This window comes from Proteiniborus sp. DW1, assembly GCF_900095305.1.
Classification (GTDB): Bacteria; Bacillota; Clostridia; order Tissierellales; family Proteiniboraceae; genus Proteiniborus.
Genome location: NZ_FMDO01000036.1, coordinates 1 through 18,201, shown reverse-complemented (window position 1 = coordinate 18,201; position 18,201 = coordinate 1). Strand labels below are relative to the sequence as shown.

Here is an 18,201-nt window from a genome sequence, read left to right as displayed (position 1 = left end):
CTTTATAACTGGCAATCATTTTACATTTTCTAACAATATAATTTTAATTTTTAAAGTGCTCTGATATTAATATATTAGAGGTGAAAACATGGAGCTTATTAGTACAATTGTAAATAATATAAAAGCAAAACATATTATGAATAATAGTATAATAAAAGTATGTAAAGTTCATAATCTTTTCAATGTGCTTAAGTTAATGAAAAAAAATAAACAAAATGCAGTTATAGTTATCGACAACAGTAATAGAAAACATATTAGAGATTTACTTCTGACTATAGAAGACCTGGTAAATATAATAAGTGAAGGTATTACTTTAGAAGAATATATAGATAAAAATACAGCAACTTATCATAGGGGTATAGACATTGAGGATTCAGTAAATGAGATAATGAAATTGGTCAAAGAAGGTTACGATAAATCTATACCTGTATACAGCGAAGGTAGGATTAAGGGAGTAATTAGTCCTAATAATGTAGCAATTTTTTTCAATAATTTATTATTTAAAGTAAATGACTTATTTAGCAAAATCTTAGATAATATTCATGATGCTATATGTGTAGTTGATAAAGAAGCAAATGTTTTGATATGGAACAAAAGTGCTGAAAAATTGTACAAAATAAGCAGAGAAGAAATCTATTGTAAAAAGATACAAGAGATTTTTCCTAGTGCGTTGTTACCAAAAGTAGTAGCAGAAGGTAATTCTTATGAGAATATTTTTAATAGTCCTAGAAAAGGATGCTATAATATTATTAGTGCTAAACCATTGATGGATAATGATCAAATCATAGGTGGTGTAAGCTGCGACAAAGATATATCTGAGTTAATAAGGATGGCAGGCTTGCTTAGTAAAACACAAGCAAACCTCCAAGTTCTTGAAAGCGAGGTTTCAAGTTTAAATGAAAGTAGATTTCCATTTTCACAAATAGTAAGTAATAATAATAAATTTAATGAGATTATAGAATTTAGCAAAAATATATCAAAATCTACTATTAATGTATTGATAACAGGTGAAAGTGGAACTGGAAAAGAGGTATTTGCACGAGCCATACATATAGAAAGTGGTAGAAAAGGATATTTTGTTCCTATTAACTGTAGTGCTATACCTAATGAATTAATGGAAAGTGAGTTGTTTGGATATAAAGGCGGTGCCTTTACAGGTTCTTCTAGAGAAGGAAGAGCAGGCAAATTTGAATTAGCTCATAATGGTACAATTTTCCTCGATGAGATTGGGGACATGCCATTAAATATGCAACCTAAAATTCTAAGAGTAATTGAAGATGGTATTATAACACGTATTGGTAGTGAAAATTTTACTAAAATAGATGTAAGAATTATTGCAGCAACAAATAAAAATTTACTTAAACTAATGGATAAGGGTTTGTTTAGAAAAGACCTATATTATAGACTAAATTCTGTTCTAATAGAACTTCCTCCTCTAAGAGAGAGAAGAGAAGATATACCACTATTGGTAAATAAATTTATTAAAGATTTTTGTATATCTTATGGTACTAATATTATAGAAATTCCTCCAGATGTGATGAATATACTGTTAAATCATCATTGGGAAGGAAATATACGAGAACTTAGGAATCTAATTGAGAGAATAGTAATTTTATCAAAGCATAATAAGTTTGATATTAGCTATTTACCTAATGATATCATAAAGAATTATCAAGTGAGTTCTATGATACAAGCAAAAGATAATATTGACTTAAGTGAAGTAGTAAACAATAAAGAGAAAGAATTGATACTCAAGGCATTAAAGATTACTAACAATAACAAAAGAAAGGCAGCAGAAATTTTAAATATACCCAGAAGCACTTTATACTTTAAAATGAATAAGTACAACATTGAATTGTAAAGAGATGTCAAATATCTGACTTTGTGTCAAGTATTTGACATTATTTTTTTGCTTGTGTTTTTTATTTTATTTTTTTGAAAACAATTATATAGTCTTAAATTAAACTAATAGTTAAATTTTGAATTTTATAAATGTTGTCAATTTTCTGACTTTATGTTTTTGATAAATATCTAGCTTTGAAAAATACACATTTATTTTATTAAATAGTTGGTATATTTTTTGCTATATCTATATTATACATTGCAATAAAAAGTATAAATAGTATATAAGGAGGAAAAGAATGAGAATCAAAAACCATCCAATATTAGAATTTAATAGAGGAGAAAAAATTAAGTTCACTTTTAATGGCGAAGAGTTAGAAGGGTATAAAGGAGAAACCATTGCAGCAGCACTACATGCTGCTGGAGTAAAAGTACTGGGGAAAAGCATATTTAAGCAAAGGCCAAGAGGCTTTTATTGTGCAATCGGTAATTGTTCATCATGCAACATGATAGTAAATGGTGAGCCGAATATTCGCACTTGCATAACTGAACTAAAAGATGGAATGGTTGTTGAGACCCAACAAGGAAAGGGGGTTATAACTTATGAAGTACGTTGATTTAGCTGTTATAGGTGGGGGACCAGCAGGATTGTGTGCGGCTATTAGTGCTGCATCAAGTGGCACTAAAGTATTGTTAATAGATAGAAATAAAGAACTAGGTGGACAACTTATAAAGCAGACTCATATGTTTTTTGGTTCTGAAAAGCAGTATGCTTCTACAAGAGGAATTAGTATAGCTAAAATTTTGTTAGATAACTTAATGAAGTTTAAAAATAACGTTGAAATAATGACTGATGCTACCGTTTTGGGAATATATGAAGATGGGGTTATTACTATAGATTACGATAGTAAATATATAAAGGTAAATCCTAAGGCAATTCTAGTTGCAACTGGTGCTAGCGAAAAGGTATTAGCTTTTCCTAATAATGATTTGCCAGGAATTTATGGAGCAGGTGCTGTTCAAACTCTTATGAATGTACATGGCATTAAGCCCGGAAATAAAGTCTTAATGGTTGGTGCAGGTAATATAGGTTTAATAGTAAGCTACCAGTTAATGCAAGCAGGTGTAAAAGTAGAAGCCATTATTGATGCAGCGCCAAAAATTGGTGGTTACTTAGTACACGCCTCTAAAATCAGAAGAGTGGGAATTCCAATTCTAACTAGGTACACAGTAAAAGAAGCAATTGGAGGTAATTACTTAGAGAAAGCTGTTGTATGTAAATTAGACAGTGAATGGAATTCCATAAAAGGCACTGAAATAGAATTTGATGTAGATGTTATGTGTGTTTCTGTAGGGCTAACTCCATTAACTGAACTAATTATGCAGGCTGGGTGTGAAATGAAGTATGTTCCTGAACTAGGTGGATTGGTTCCAATAAGAGATGAAAATTATCAAACTACCAAAAAAAATATTTATGTAGCTGGTGACGTTTCAGGAGTAGAGGAAGCTAGTAGTGCCATGGTTGAAGGATATTTAGCTGGTTTATGTGCTGCAAAAAGTATAGGATTTGAACACAAAGACTTTACAGAACTTAGAAAAGATTATATTTCTCAGTTAAACTCCTTACGTTCAGGAATAGTAGGAGAAAAGATTAGAAATGGAATTAGTAAAATTGTCAGAGAGGTGATCTAAATGATTGAATACACAGGAATTCCTACAAAAGATTTAATAGAAAAAGCATTTCCTAGTTTAGATAGGATAAATCGTGGTCCAGTAGCTGTTGTTGAGTGCTTTCAGAGTATTCCTTGCAATCCTTGTTCAACATCTTGTCCATGTAATGCAATGAATTCTATGAATGATATAAATGATTTGCCCTCACTAAATGTTGAAAATTGCAATGGTTGCGGTATATGTATAAGCAAATGTCCAGGATTAGCTATTATGGTTGTAGACGGTAGTTATTCAGATAATGAAATATTGATTAGAATTCCTTATGAATTTTTACCTCTCCCTAATAAGGGGGACATTGTTAAAGGTTTAGATAGAAGTGGGGAATATATAACTGATGTAAGGGTAGTAAGAGTGCTAAATCCAAAATCCTTTGATAAAACTGCCATAATAGACGTAGCAGTCAATAGACAATTTTTATATGATTTTAGAAATATAGGAATGGGGGACATGACTCATGAATAATGATACTATAGTTTGTAGATGTTCAGATCTTACCTTAGAAGATATCAGAACGCTAATTCAAGATGGTTATACAACATTAGATGAAATTAAAAGGATTTCTCGAGCTGGAATGGGACCATGTCAAGGAAGAACCTGTAGTCAGCTTATATTAAGAGAAATCGCTAATTATACTGGTCTTAATATAGCCGAGCTAGATGTTTGTGTAAGTAGACCTCCAGTAGCAGGAATCAAAATAAGGCAAATATTAAATGGAGGTGAATTTAATGATTAAAACAGCTGATGTTATAATTATTGGTGGTGGAGTAACAGGTTGTTCTATAGCTTATAATCTAGCAAAAAAAGGTATAAGAGATGTTGTTGTACTAGAAAAAAAGTTTCTTGCAAGTGGTGCAACAGGCAGATGTGGAGCAGGTGTTAGACAACAATGGGGTACTGAAATGAATTGCAGATTGGCAATGGAGAGTATTAAATTCTTTGAAACAGCAAATGAAGAGCTAGAATATGATGGAGATATTGAATTTCATCAAGGAGGATATTTATTAGTTTCTACTACCGAAAAAGAAGATGCACAGTTTAAAAAGAATGTAGAATTACAAAAATCCTTAGGTATACCTGTAGAATACATTACACCACAGGAAGCAAAAGAAATAGTGCCTTATTTAAATACAAATATTATTAGAAGTGCTACTTTTTGCCCAAAGGACGGACATTTAAACCCATTTTTAACTACGGATGCATATGCAAAAGCAGCTAAGAAATTAGGAGTTAAAATATATACATTTACAGAGGTATTAGGAATAAAAGTTGAAAATGGAAAAATTAAGGGAGTTATTACTAATAAAGGAGAGATATCTACTAATATAGTAGTTAATGCTGCTGGCGGATATTCTAAGCTAATAGCAGATATGGTAGGTGTAGACATTCCTGTATATTCAGAAAGGCATCAGATATTAGTAACTGAGCCTGTAGAACCAATGCAAGACCCTATGGTTATGTCATTTTCATTAAATATATACTGTCAGCAGACTCCCCATGGTTCTTTTATTATGGGTAGAGGTGATGATAGTGAACCTAGAGACTTAAGAGTAACATCAAGCTGGCATTTCTTAGATGAAATGGCTAAGACAGTTGTAGAATTGCTTCCTCCTGTTGGAGAATTAAGAGTTATAAGACAATGGGCCGGTCTATATAATATGACTCCTGATAAACATCCTATTTATGGTCCTGTAAAGGGTGTAGAAGGATTCTATTTGGCTATTGGATTTAGTGGTCATGGTTTTATGCTAGGGCCAATGTCAGGATTACTTATAACTGAGCAAATACTAGGTGAAAAAAATACCATTGATATTAGTAGACTTACTCTTGAAAGATTTGAAAAAGGCGAGTTAGTATTTGAACCTTCAGTAGTATGATACAGAACTCACAAACATATTTTGAGAAAAGAATTCAAGGAAAGCATTTTTAAAAGTCGCTGAAATTATGATGATGAAGTTCAAGTTATTCATTTATTAGCAGGGGAGTAAAATAGTGATATTAAAATACTACATACAGTTTTGTGTGTAGTATTTATTTTTTGATTATTTTTATCATTTAAATAAATTATTATGTATGAATTTTCTTTAATTATTAGGTTATCTATAATCATAAAGTTAACATAATTATATTATGTTAACTTTATGTAAGTGTTTTAAAATATACAAGGCTTTTATAGCATAGTATTATATAAACAAGTAAAGTCATTTTATAAAAAAGTATTCATATTATTTTATAGAAAAAACAAAAATAATAAGTGATTTATCAAAAATCATCATTTTTTATAAATCACAAAAATACCGGCTCTAAATTTGAGAAATAAAGACGTTATTTTTGCTTACTAATGGTTTTATATCATAACATATAAAATTATGCTTAAAAACGATTTAAAACGCTAATTGTTGATAATTTGCTTCAAAAAAATTAATATCATAGGATCTTGAAATTTTTAATTGAGAAACATAATTCAGCAGCAATTTTGGCCATAAATCATTAAAAATATAGATTTAAAATATAGACTTTAAGCAAATTATTAATAATAGTCATGATTGTTAATTATATTTCTAAAGCAAACATTATATAAAAGCTCAGAATTCAATAAAATTATTCTTAATTTAAGAAGGATTTCTCTAAAAAATGTAGAATATAATTATACAAAATGTATATTTTGTATAATTTGAGGTGAAAAAATGGACAACTTACCAATAGTATTAGAAGATTTCTTAAATTACACAGAAACCATTAAGGGAAAATCCGAAAATACCGTAAAAGAATACTTTTTCGATTTGCGTACTTTCTTTAGATTTCTTAAAATTCGCTATAAGCTTGTAGATAAAAATACACCATTTGATGAAATTGATATTTCCGATGTTGACGAACAATTGATTAAGAGAGTTAATTTACAGGACCTATATGCTTTCATATCTTTTGTAGATAAGGAACGTAACAATAAAAATTATGCTAAAGCTCGTAAAGTCGCTAGCATTAGGTCCTTCTTTAAATTCTTACATTCTAAGCTCAGAATCATTGATTATAATCCTGCCTTGGATTTAGAGTCGCCAAAGACACGCACTAGACATCCTGTTTATCTTTCTCTTGAAGAAGCAGAAAACTTATTAGACTCTATTGATGGTCCATTTAAAGAGAGAGATTATGCTATTATTACCCTTTTTCTAAATTGTGGTTTGAGATTATCCGAGCTTGTTAGTATAGATGTAGATAAAATCAAGGGCGATACATTAACTGTTGTTGGTAAAGGTGATAAGGAACGTACTATTTATTTAAATGAAGCATGTCTTCATGCTATTAATGAATATTTACGTGTTAGACCTACAGAAGGAATTAAAACACCTAACGCCCTTTTCTTGAGCAACAGAAAAACCAGAATCAGTAATAAGACAGTTCAATATTTAGTAAAAAAGTATTTAAAAAATGCAGGATTAGATACTGAAATGTATTCGACTCACAAATTAAGACATACTGCTGCTACTCTTATGTATAAGTATGGAAATGTTGATATCAGAGCTTTACAGCAAATATTAGGTCATGAAAATGTATCTACTACACAAATATATACTCATTTAGATGACGATAGATTAAGAAAAGCTGTCAAGAGTAATCCTTTATCCAATAAAAACCGTTCTTGAATGTCTTAAAAATCATATTCTCTGCTATTTTTATTAATATATAAAGAAATAGACCTTTGATAGTTAATGGTCTATTTCTTTAACTAAAACTAATTCATTTTTTAGTATGTAGGAATCTTAATAACACTACCTGCTTTTATACTAGCAGATTTCATATTATTCATCTCCATAATTTCTTGAACAATAATTCTAACATCCTTATTATAGGGGTTATTTCTCTTGGCAATCTCCCATAAAGTATCTCCAGACAATATGGTCATCTCAATGTATTTACCATCATTTGAGCTATAAGCTAAATTTAGCTTCCATAACCCAGTAAATATTATGGTAAAAATAATAAACACAATAGTTAAAAAAATAGTAAATCTCTTTTTATTAACAATTCTTACTTTTCTTTTTCCCATTTTAATACCTCCAAAGAACATTTGTTCGTTAACTTAATTATAATTCGAACACACGTTCCTGTCAATAGGTTTTTGAAAAAAATCGAACGAATGTTTGCTATTTATAATTTTTTATGATATAATAACATCAAATACTTTATTGAGGGGTGCCAAAATGTATGAAGATTTATCGTCAATACAGCTAAAAATACTTGAATTTATTAAGAAGGAGATTTTTTCTAAAGGCTATCCTCCTGCAGTAAGGGAAATATGTAAAGCAGTAGGATTAAAATCTACTTCTACTGTTCATGCCCATCTTGAAAAATTAGAAAAAAAAGGATATATAAGAAGAGACCCTACTAAACCAAGAGCAATTGAGATTTTAGATAGAACTGATAGTATTATCCCATTTCCAAGAAGAGAAATTATTAATGTTCCCATTGTAGGTAAAGTCACTGCAGGTGAACCTATTCTTGCAGTAGAAAATATAGAAGATACCTTTCCTCTCCCTATTGAATTTGTAGAAAACGATTCTGTATTTATGTTAAAAGTAAGAGGAGAAAGTATGATAGAAGCAGGTATTCTTGACGGAGACTTAGTACTTGTTAAACAACAAAACACTGCAATTAATGGCGACATAGTTGTTGCTCTTCTCGAAGAAGAAGCTACCATTAAGAGATTTTTTAAAGAAAAGGATCATATACGTCTTCAACCGGAAAATCAATTTATGGATCCCATTATTACTAAGGATGTCTCAATCTTAGGAAAAATCATTGGTGTATACCGTAAAATAAAGTAAATAGCCAAAGTCTTTGATTTTGTGCTAGTCACTTTTATACAGGCTAAAATAAAAAGCTGGCTAATAAACCAGCTTTTCTTTATCTATCAAATTATTTTTATATAAGTTGTTTAAACTCATCATAACACCTAACTTACAGTGGTTATAAGTTAGCCCTCCCTGATAATATGCAAAGTAAGGCTCTCTCATTGGAGCATCTGCGCTTAATTCTATAGATGAACCTTGTACAAAAGCTCCCGCTGCCATTATTACCTCATCCTCATATCCAGGCATCTTCCAAGGCTCAGGAGATACATAAGAATCAACTGGTGAAGCACTTTGTATACCTTGACAATACTTAATTACTTTTTCCCTAGACTTAAATTCAATTCCTTGAATTATATCACTTCTCTTATCTTCTGTATCAGGTACAACTCTAAAGCCTAACCCTTTATATACTAAGGCATTTAATAAAGCTCCTTTAAATGCTTCTCCAACTATCATAGGAGCCAAAAATAAACCTTGAAGAGTATTTCTTGTCATTCCAAAGGTTAATCCACATTCCTTTCCTATACCTGGTGCAGTGCTTCTATTAGCAACAAGTTCAATTAAATCTTTTCTTCCTACAACATAGCCACCTGATAAAGATATACCTCCTCCAGGGTTTTTTATAAGAGAGCCAGCCATTATATCTGCCCCTACATTTGTAGGTTCGACTGTTTCAATAAACTCTCCATAACAGTTATCTACCATAATAATTAAATCTTTGTTGAAAGCTTTAATCTTATCTATGGCATATTTTATTTCATCTATTGTCAAAGCCTTTCTATCACTATATCCAGTAGATCTTTGAATCATAACTATTTTAGTCTTATCTGTTACAGATGCTAATGATTTTTCTATATCAATTTTTCCATTTGAATCTAAAGGGACCTCATTGTATTTTATTCCATATTCAATAAATGTACCTTTTTCATTGCCCCTTATACCTATTACCTTTTGTAAGGTATCATATGGACTTCCAGTGATTACAAGAAGCTCATCCCCAGGTCGTAGAATTCCAGACAAGGTAAGAGTAATTGCATGTGTTCCTGATACAATAGTTGGCCTTACTAAAGCATCCTCGGTACCAAAAACATAAGAATAAATTTCTTCTACCTTTTCTCTTCCAATATCATCGTAACCATAGCCTGTTGTCCAATTGAAATGAGTAGCATTGAGCTTAGCCTCTTGCATTGCATGTATGATTTTATACTGATTATATTCTTTAACTTTTTCAATCATATCCATATATTTTTCTTTCAATACCTTATCCTTACTTTCAACATACTCAATAATAATATTGTCTATGCCATATTGTTTACATAATATATTTCTCGTATACTCGTTCATTAAATCACCTTCTAATAATATTGTCTTATGTATTGTAACACATGAAAATCTTAGATTCAATTAGTTATATAGTAAAATTCCTATTGTACAACTCAACTGATGAATAACTCCCAAATAAAACCTTTTAAGTTGATTTTCAACTCAAAAGGTTTTATTAAAACTCTTGCAAAAGCTAGTAAAGTTTTACTTTACAATTTTTGCTCTACTCAAAGCTATCGATATTATTACCTTTATTCATAAAGCTTACAGCTTTCATTGGTACAATAGTTGAAATTGCGTGTTTGTATATTAGATTTTGCTTGCCCTCGCTATCTAGCACTATAGTATAGTTGTCAAATCCTTTAACTTGACCTTTTAATTGAAAACCATTAAGTAAGAAAATAGTAATAGGAGTATTTTCTTTCCTTACCCTGTTCAAGAAAATATCTTGAAGATTCATTGTAGCCTTCATTTTTTATACCTCCTAAATATTTTAAAATAGTGTTTTAATATATAAATGAATTCAATACCTAACTATTATAATTCTTCCATAATTATTTTAACTATATAGTCAATTAATAAACTTTTATTTTCATAATCATCTATATTTACCCACTTAATCCTCTCTTCTCTTCTAAACCATGTTAATTGTCTCTTAGCATATCTCCTGGAATCCCTTTTAAGTATCTCTATAGCTTTATCTAGGCTGTAATTACCTTTTATGTATTGAACAATTTCTTTATATCCTAGTCCCTGCATAGATACAAGATCTTCAGAATACCCCATAGCTAATAGACTTTTAACTTCATCGATTAATCCTGACTCAATCATATTATCTACACGTCTGTTAATCCTTTCATATAACTTATTTCTATCCATGGTAAGACCGATGAAAATAATATTATATTTGTTATTTTCCTTTCGAAAATCTTTATAAAAATATGACATAGGTTTGCCTGTTTCATGGTAAATCTCTAATGCTCGGATAATTCTTTTAGTATCATTAATATGAATTCTATTAGCAGATTCTATATCAATTTTTTTTAATTCTTCGTATATACACTCATTACCGTATTTTTCGGCTTTTTTAAGATATTCATCCCTTAATTCCCAGTTAGAAATAGCTTGTGAAAAATCTAGATCATAAACTAATGAGTTAACATATAATCCAGTACCTCCTACTATCATAGGAAGCTTACCCTTATCTAGTATAATATCAATATATTCAGTAGCTTTTGCTTGAAAATCTGAAACTGAAAAATCTTCAACTGGATATACCTCATCAATTAAATAGTGATTTATACCGTTCATCTCTGATTTAGAAATTTTAGCAGTTCCTATATTCATATATCTATATATTTGCATAGAATCTGCAGAAATAATCTCACCATCTATCTGCTTTGCTACATCTACGGAAATGCTAGTTTTACCTACAGCAGTTGGTCCGACTATTATTATAAGTGGTGGCTTTTTTTGCATAAAATCATCCTTTACTATACTCTTTTAAATCTTTTTTCAATTTCATATTTTGACATCTTAATGATAATTGGACGCCCATGAGGACATGTATAAGGCTGCTGAGTATTTCTTAAATCATTTAATAAAGAAACAATCTCTACTTTTTTTATATTTTGCCCCGCCTTTATTGCACTAGTACAAGCTAGCTTCATTATTTTATCTAGCCTAACTTCATAACTACTGATAATTTTTTCATCTAAATTATCTAATATATCTAGAAACAAATTTTTTGTATCTGGAGCACCGAATACCACAGGCACACTTCTGATTACAATTGAGTTAAGACCAAAATCTTCTACGTCAAAACCAATTCTATTAAATATAGCTCTATTTTCTTTAATTAACTCCATTTCTCCATGTGATAAACTAACTATAATTGGTGATAATAACTGTTGTTTATATATTTCGCCAGAACTTAACTGAGACTTAATTTTTTCGTACATTATTCTTTCATGAGCTGCATGTTGGTCAATCATATACATATCCTTCCCTACCCTATCTTCAGCAATGATATATGTGTCAAAAATAGTTCCAACTATATGAAGATCAGGTATAGGATTTAATTTAACATTTACATTTTCCTTTACATTATCATCATACCTTATTTCAGTTACTTCATTTACACTATAATCTATAATTCTTATCATTTCATTTAGATCTGTATGTTTTTCATTAATATCTTTATTATAGTCAAAATTTTTTTCAGAGTTGGCATTTAAAGCATCAGGATTTATGGGTTTTTCTACCTGATTGATTTTGCTATAATTCATATCTAAGAAGGTTTCTTGTTTCGTATCTTCAAGCTTGTTACTATCATTTACAACTGGCATGGTCATTTCTGGTATTAGATTGTTACTAGAAAAAGCAGAGCTAATAGCTAATGTTAATGCTCTTCTAAGTTTCTCAATATTATCAAACCTTACTTCAGTTTTTGTAGGATGGACATTGACATCGACAAGTTCGGGATTTATGTCAATGTAAATAGCATATACAGGAAACCTATTTATTGGAATCATAGTTTTGTACAAACTTGTAACTATATCTGATATCTCCTCACTCTTAATATATCTTCCATTGACATAGGTATATTGATGATTTCTGTTGCCCCTAGTAAAAGAAGGACTACTAATCAATCCACATATCTTTATATCATCTCCAGAATAACCAATATCAAACATAGAACTTGAAAATTCTTTTCCTAAAAGACTATAAACCGTTGATCTAATATCATTTTTACCTGGTGTATTTAGTATAACTTTATTATCTTTAATGAACTTAATTTTTAGCCCTGGATTACCTAGCGCTAGTTTGTATATAATATCACTTATATGAGAAGCTTCTATTGTATCAGTTTTAAGGAATTTTTGCCTGACAGGTACATTATAAAATAAGTTTTTTAAAATAATCGTAGTACCTATAGGACAACCTACTTCACTTTTCTTGATTATCTCTCCACCATTAATAAATACATGAGTTCCACTTATAGCTTCTTTCGTGCGAGTAATAAGCTCTAGCTGTGATACTGATGCAATGCTTGCCAATGCTTCACCTCTAAAGCCTAAAGTAGATAAAGAACTCAGATCCTCAACACTGCTTATCTTGCTTGTTGAATGTCTTAGAAAAGCAAAGTCAACATCATTCTTGCTTATTCCCGTGCCATTATCGGTTACTCTAATATATTTTTTACCGCCATTTTCTATTTCAACAACTATAAAAGATGCTTCTGCATCAATTGAATTTTCTATAAGCTCCTTAATTACAGATGATGGCCGTTCAATCACTTCTCCAGCTGCTATTTTATTTATTGTATTGCTGTCTAACAGTTTAATGTTATTCATTAAAATCACCTATATTTCTTTAGATTCTTCTCGAATCTTGTATAGTATGTTAATAGCATCAATAGGAGTTAACTTTTCAACTTCTAAGCTTTTAATTTTATCTATCAACTTACTTCTTTTAATATTGAATAAGTCAAGTTGCAGGCTATTATCAATATTAGAATTTTTTGAGGTGTCTTTTTTACTTACTGAAATAGCCACTTCTGATTTGCTTTCGTCTCTTTTTTCTAGGTCTTGTAATATTTCATAAGCTCTATTAATAACATCTGTCCTTACGCCAGCAAGCTTAGCTACTTCAATACCATAACTTCTATCTGCTCCACCTTTTTTTATCTTTCTCAAAAATATTATGTCTTCGCCTTTTTCTTGAACTAGTATTTTATAATTAATAATTCCGTTTATTTTATTTTCAAGCTCAGTTAATTCATGATAATGAGTAGCAAATAGAGTTTTTGCACCTATTTCTTTAGGGTTACTTATATGTTCAATAACTGCCCACGCTATACTTAGACCATCATATGTGCTGGTACCCCTGCCGATTTCATCAAGTATTAGCAAACTATCTTTTGTAGCATTATTTAGTATATTAGCTACCTCACTCATTTCTACCATAAATGTACTTTGCCCTTGTGATAAGTCGTCTGAAGCTCCTATTCTCGTAAAGATTCTATCTACAATACATATATCAGCTTCCTCAGCAGGTACAAAGCTACCTATTTGCATCATTAACACTATAAGTGCCACTTGTCTCATGTATGTTGATTTTCCTGCCATATTAGGTCCAGTAATGATTAAAACTCTACTATCGGTATTGTTTAGATAGGTATCATTTGGAACAAATAAGCCTTCTTCAAGTACTTTTTCAACAACTGGGTGCTTGCCATCCTTAATATTTATTAAACCTTCTGTATTTATGTTTGGTCTAATGTAATTATTATTCAATGCAGTCAATGCTAATGAATTTAAAGCATCAATTTTAGCAATAATCTTGCTAGCTTCTTGTATTCTCTTCACCTCAGAAGCAATCTTATCTCTGATACTAACAAAAATCTGGTATTCTAAGGCTATCATTTTATCTTCAGCGCCTAAGATTTTACTCTCCATTTCCTTTAATTCTGGGGTTATATATCTTTCAGAATTAGCAAGAGTCTGTTTTCTTATAAAATAATCAGGAACATATTTAATATTTCCCTTTGAAACTTCTATAAAATATCCAAAAACCTTATTAAATCCAATCTTTAAGTTTTTGATACCTGTTTTTATTCTTTCTTGTTCTTCCAGCTGTGAAAGCCATTCCTTACCCTGTACTGATGCTTCTCTAAGGGATTTTATTTCATTATTGTATTCTTTTTTTATAATTCCACCTTCTCTTACCGAAAAAGGAGGGTCATCCACAATTGATTTATCTATTAAATCATGAATATCCTCAAGCCCATCAAGTTCATAGCTAATATCTAATAACTCCTTACTGTTTGTAGCCGATAAAAAGGCCTTTATTTGCGGAAAAACCTCAATAGAATCTTTTAATGCAATCATGTCTCTCGCATTGCATGTTCCATATATTACTTTTGACATCAGTCTTTCTATATCATAAACTTCCTTTAGCAAAGTTTTCAAGTCATTTATTAGCATTAAATTATCAACTAAATACTCAACAATATTGAGTCTATACTCAATACTCTTTTTATCCAATAGAGGTTCCTCTATCCATTTTTTAAGAAGTCTACCTCCCATAGCAGTAGAAGTGTTGTCAAGCACCCAAAGTAGTGAGCCTTTCTTAGTTTTACCCCTAATAGTTTCAGTAAGCTCAAGATTTCTTCTAGTATTAACATCTAGAACCATATAATTATGAGAAGAATACTGGATAATTTTATTAATATGATAAAATGATATCTTTTGTGTTTCTCTCAGATACTCTATTAAAGTTCCTGAGGCAATTATAGAATATCTTTTATCTCTTAAGCCAAGTCCATCAAGACTAATAACTGAAAAGTGTTTTTTTATTGACTCTTCTGCAAAATCAAAATCAAATACCCATTCATGGTATGGATTCATCATACACTCAAATTTTTGCTTTAATTTTAGTGAAACTGATTCATTGCTATATATAAAGTCATTACATATTATTTCCTTTGGCATTATTTTTCCTAGCTCATCAAAAAGTGAATCAATAATATTGCTGTTCTCAGGTTCTACTTCAGTAGTAAAAAAATCACCTGTAGATACATCTACATATGCTAATCCATACCCCATTTGATCTAAATAAATACAGCATAAATAATTGTTTTCTTTTTCATCTAACATATTTGGATCTATAACCGTTCCTGGAGTTATTACCCTAACTACATCCCGCTTTACAAGTCCAACTGACTTAGATGGATCCTCTACTTGTTCACAAATCGCTACCTTATAACCTTTTTCAATAAGCTTAGATATATATGTATCTGCAGAATGAAATGGAACTCCGCACATTGGGGCCCTTTCTTTTTGTCCACAATCTCTTCCAGTAAGCGCAATCTCTAATTCTTTTGATGCAGTAATAGCATCATCAAAAAACATCTCATAAAAATCACCTAGTCTAAAAAAAAGAATAGAATCCTTATGCTTTTCTTTTATTTCTAAGTATTGTTTCATCATTGGTGTCAAGCTCAATTCATTCCCCTCCAAATCCCCTAGTTATAAATATTATATCATATGTAAGAGCATGTGTCCTAACATTGATATGTATTAAAAAATAGGCCAGGTTCAGCCTATTTTTTACAATTTGCACAGTTTGAATTACACTTACCACAACACCTGTTATTAGAATTACTTATTTTGGTTTCTCCAGTTATATATTCAATAATATTGTATATATTTTTAAGTAAATTATCATAATTCTTTTTAGCTTCTAAATACTGTTTAATTACTATGTTCATATCTACTGTATTTTGCATTTCTTTAATTTCTATAATATCTAGTTTTAATTTAATAGAGTTATCATTTTGAACTTCAATATATCCTAAACTGTTTAGGAGATTCAATGCAGCCTCATTGTTTAATAGTTCTTCTTCTGATTTTTTTAAAGAGTTATATTCAGCTGAGTTTAAGATTGAGAAGCCTAGTTCTCTTGCTAACTTTATAGGGCTTTCAACATTGTTACCCATCAATAAGCATTCCTTCTAGAGTCCATGTTTTTGTATTATCTATTTTGACTTTTACTATTTTTCCTATTAAATCCTTATCTCCTTTAAAGTGAACCAGCTTACTTGTTCTAGTTCTACCACTTAATACAGTAGAATCAGTTTTACTTGTTTCTTCTACTAAAACTTCTTGAATAGTATTTAAATATTGTAAGTTCTTATCATGACTTATAGGATTAAGAGTATCTAATAAGGTTTTAAGTCTTCTATGTTTAATATCTTCAGGAATTTGATTTTCCATATTTGCTGCAGGTGTCCCTTCTCTTATAGAATAAATAAAAGTAAAGGCTGAATCAAACTCTGATTTTTTTACTACATCAATAGTATCCATGAAGTCTTCCTCTGTCTCTCCTGGAAACCCAACTATTATATCAGTTGTTAGTGAAATATTTGGTATTTCACTTTTAATCTTCTTAACTAGGTCTAAATATTGTTCTTTCGTGTATTTTCTGTTCATATGCTTTAGAATTCTATTGCTTCCTGCTTGGAAAGGCAAATGAATATGTTCACAAACCTTATGGCAATCCCTTATTGTATAAATAAGCTCGTCTGATAAATCTTTTGGGTGTGAGGTCATAAATCTAATTCTCTCAATTCCCTCTATTTCATTAATCAAGTATAGTAATTGTGCAAATGACATTTTAGATGTAAGAGTCTTTCCATAAGAATTTACATTCTGACCGAGAAGAGTTATTTCTTTGCAGCCCTCATTAGCAAGCTCTCTTATTTCACTAAGTATATCTTCTGGCTCCCTACTTTTTTCTCTTCCTCTAGTATAAGGAACTATACAATAGCTACAGAAGTTATTACATCCATACATAATGTTAACAAAAGCCTTAAACCCATATTTTCTTTTTGCAGGCATTCCTTCAACTATATTCCCTGCATCTTCCCATACATCAATAATCATTCTAGTATGTTGATTGTGATTTGCAATTAGTTCAGGAAGTTTGTGGATATTATGTGTACCAAAAATTATATCAACAAACTTATATTTTTCTTTTATTATGTCTCTTATTTCTTTTTTCTGCATCATGCATCCGCATATTGCAATTATCAAATCTGGATTATGTCTTTTCAGAGCTTTAAGTTCTCCAAGGTTCCCATAAACTTTTAATTCTGCGTTTTCTCTAACTAAACATGTGTTGAATATAATTAAATCTGCTTCTTCTTTTATATCGGTACTTATATATCCTAAAGTTTCTAAAATTCCAGACATTTTTTCTGAGTCATGCTCATTCATTTGACAACCCCAAGTCGTAATTATATATTTCTTACTACCATTTATCATTAGGATCCTCCTATTCTCCTTTATGTCTTTAAGCAATTATCTAATCATTATATCATTATAACAAACATATATATAAAAAAAAAGTAATTTAATCACTAAGTATCAATCTAAACTATTATAAAATTTCTTTGAATATATTAAAAATATAGAGAAAGATTACTCTTTCTCTATACAAAATCATTCATTGTATATTGTAAATTTTCTGTTTTATTTATAACATCTAAAATTGTTCTCTTTAAAGCTTCTCTATCTGTTAAAAAAATATTCTCTGTTTCACCTTTAGCATTTATATCTAGAAAAACACTAATTCCATCAATATCATCTTTAATTTTAATAAATTTCTTTTCATATAAGCCTATATTAGCAAGAATAAGAGTTGGATAATTAACTTTTTTTAATTCTTCATCAGTGCAACTATCTAAATTATTTATTTCATATCTTGAAAATCCTGCCATTATCATAATTAATCTTATTAATGTCATTTCGTCATAATAGTAATTATTATATTCTCTATTAAAAAAACTATTTGCAATAAAGGTCTTTAGATTTTTTTTAGGATATATCCACACTAATTCTTCTCTCTCTCTATCTTTTATTGGTTTTTCATAATCAAAAAAGGCTTTAAT

The 18,201-nt window shown here is 30.0% G+C and carries 17 protein-coding genes; 8 read left to right on the top strand and 9 right to left on the bottom strand.

From position 1 onward, the window contains the following. Positions 1-88 precede the first annotated feature (88 nt). The 7 genes from DW1_RS09015 to DW1_RS08985 all read left to right on the top strand — a co-directional run bounded on the left by DW1_RS09015 (position 89) and on the right by DW1_RS08985 (position 7,214). Positions 89-1,861: a sigma 54-interacting transcriptional regulator gene (locus DW1_RS09015; protein WP_074350293.1), complete on the top strand. Its 1,773-nt coding sequence runs from the start codon at positions 89-91 to the stop codon at positions 1,859-1,861. Between the two features lie 280 nt (positions 1,862-2,141). Then, positions 2,142-2,459, top strand: a complete 318-nt coding sequence (locus tag DW1_RS09010) for a (2Fe-2S)-binding protein (protein ID WP_074350292.1) — start codon at positions 2,142-2,144, stop codon at positions 2,457-2,459. Further along, the gene (locus tag DW1_RS09005) at positions 2,446-3,534 is read left to right on the top strand and encodes an NAD(P)/FAD-dependent oxidoreductase (RefSeq protein ID WP_074350291.1); all 1,089 of its coding nucleotides are present in this window, start codon (positions 2,446-2,448) and stop codon (positions 3,532-3,534) included. Before DW1_RS09010 ends, DW1_RS09005 begins: the two co-directional genes overlap by 14 nt. Beyond that, entirely contained in the window at positions 3,535-4,035 is a 501-nt protein-coding gene (locus DW1_RS09000) for a 4Fe-4S binding protein (protein WP_074350290.1), read from the top strand. After that, entirely contained in the window at positions 4,028-4,306 is a 279-nt protein-coding gene (locus DW1_RS08995; protein WP_074350289.1) for a (2Fe-2S)-binding protein, read from the top strand. Before DW1_RS09000 ends, DW1_RS08995 begins: the two co-directional genes overlap by 8 nt. After that, on the top strand, positions 4,299-5,447 hold the full coding sequence (locus DW1_RS08990) for an NAD(P)/FAD-dependent oxidoreductase (RefSeq protein ID WP_074350288.1): 1,149 nt from the start codon (positions 4,299-4,301) through the stop codon (positions 5,445-5,447). Before DW1_RS08995 ends, DW1_RS08990 begins: the two co-directional genes overlap by 8 nt. Before the next feature lie 810 nt (positions 5,448-6,257). Beyond that, positions 6,258-7,214: a tyrosine recombinase XerC gene (locus tag DW1_RS08985; protein ID WP_074350287.1), complete on the top strand. Its 957-nt coding sequence runs from the start codon at positions 6,258-6,260 to the stop codon at positions 7,212-7,214. Positions 7,215-7,315: 101 nt separating this feature from the next. Here DW1_RS08985 and DW1_RS08980 read toward each other — a convergent pair whose 3' ends face one another. Then, entirely contained in the window at positions 7,316-7,618 is a 303-nt protein-coding gene (locus DW1_RS08980) for a LysM peptidoglycan-binding domain-containing protein (RefSeq protein ID WP_074350286.1), read from the bottom strand. Between the two features lie 154 nt (positions 7,619-7,772). Between DW1_RS08980 and lexA the strand changes: the two genes are divergently transcribed. Continuing rightward, positions 7,773-8,396, top strand: a complete 624-nt coding sequence (lexA, locus tag DW1_RS08975) for a transcriptional repressor LexA (protein WP_074350285.1) — start codon at positions 7,773-7,775, stop codon at positions 8,394-8,396. A 60-nt stretch (positions 8,397-8,456) separates the two neighbouring features. Here lexA and DW1_RS08970 read toward each other — a convergent pair whose 3' ends face one another. The 8 genes from DW1_RS08970 to DW1_RS15555 all read right to left on the bottom strand — a co-directional run. Next, positions 8,457-9,767, bottom strand: a complete 1,311-nt coding sequence (locus tag DW1_RS08970; RefSeq protein WP_074350284.1) for a methionine gamma-lyase family protein — start codon at positions 9,765-9,767, stop codon at positions 8,457-8,459. A gap of 202 nt (positions 9,768-9,969) precedes the next feature. Beyond that, positions 9,970-10,218, bottom strand: a complete 249-nt coding sequence (hfq, locus tag DW1_RS08965; protein ID WP_074350283.1) for an RNA chaperone Hfq — start codon at positions 10,216-10,218, stop codon at positions 9,970-9,972. Positions 10,219-10,283: 65 nt separating this feature from the next. Then, complete coding sequence (gene miaA / locus DW1_RS08960; RefSeq protein WP_074350282.1) at positions 10,284-11,225, bottom strand: tRNA (adenosine(37)-N6)-dimethylallyltransferase MiaA; 942 nt, start codon at positions 11,223-11,225, stop codon at positions 10,284-10,286. A gap of 14 nt (positions 11,226-11,239) precedes the next feature. Beyond that, positions 11,240-13,102 carry a DNA mismatch repair endonuclease MutL gene (gene mutL, locus DW1_RS08955; RefSeq protein ID WP_074350281.1) on the bottom strand — a complete coding sequence of 621 codons (1,863 nt, stop codon included), beginning with the start codon at positions 13,100-13,102 and terminating at the stop codon, positions 11,240-11,242. A 9-nt stretch (positions 13,103-13,111) separates the two neighbouring features. Continuing rightward, a complete protein-coding gene (gene mutS / locus DW1_RS08950) occupies positions 13,112-15,739 on the bottom strand; it encodes a DNA mismatch repair protein MutS (RefSeq protein ID WP_074350370.1) in 2,628 nt (875 codons plus the stop codon). 113 nt (positions 15,740-15,852) lie between these two features. Next, the gene (locus DW1_RS08945) at positions 15,853-16,248 is read right to left on the bottom strand and encodes a YlbF/YmcA family competence regulator (protein ID WP_074350280.1); all 396 of its coding nucleotides are present in this window, start codon (positions 16,246-16,248) and stop codon (positions 15,853-15,855) included. Continuing rightward, entirely contained in the window at positions 16,241-17,575 is a 1,335-nt protein-coding gene (gene miaB, locus DW1_RS08940) for a tRNA (N6-isopentenyl adenosine(37)-C2)-methylthiotransferase MiaB (RefSeq protein ID WP_074350279.1), read from the bottom strand. The genes DW1_RS08945 and miaB overlap by 8 nt, the downstream gene beginning before the upstream one ends. Before the next feature lie 167 nt (positions 17,576-17,742). Continuing rightward, a partial coding sequence (locus DW1_RS15555; RefSeq protein WP_159433579.1) for a hypothetical protein occupies positions 17,743-18,201 on the bottom strand: 459 nt, incomplete at its 5' end.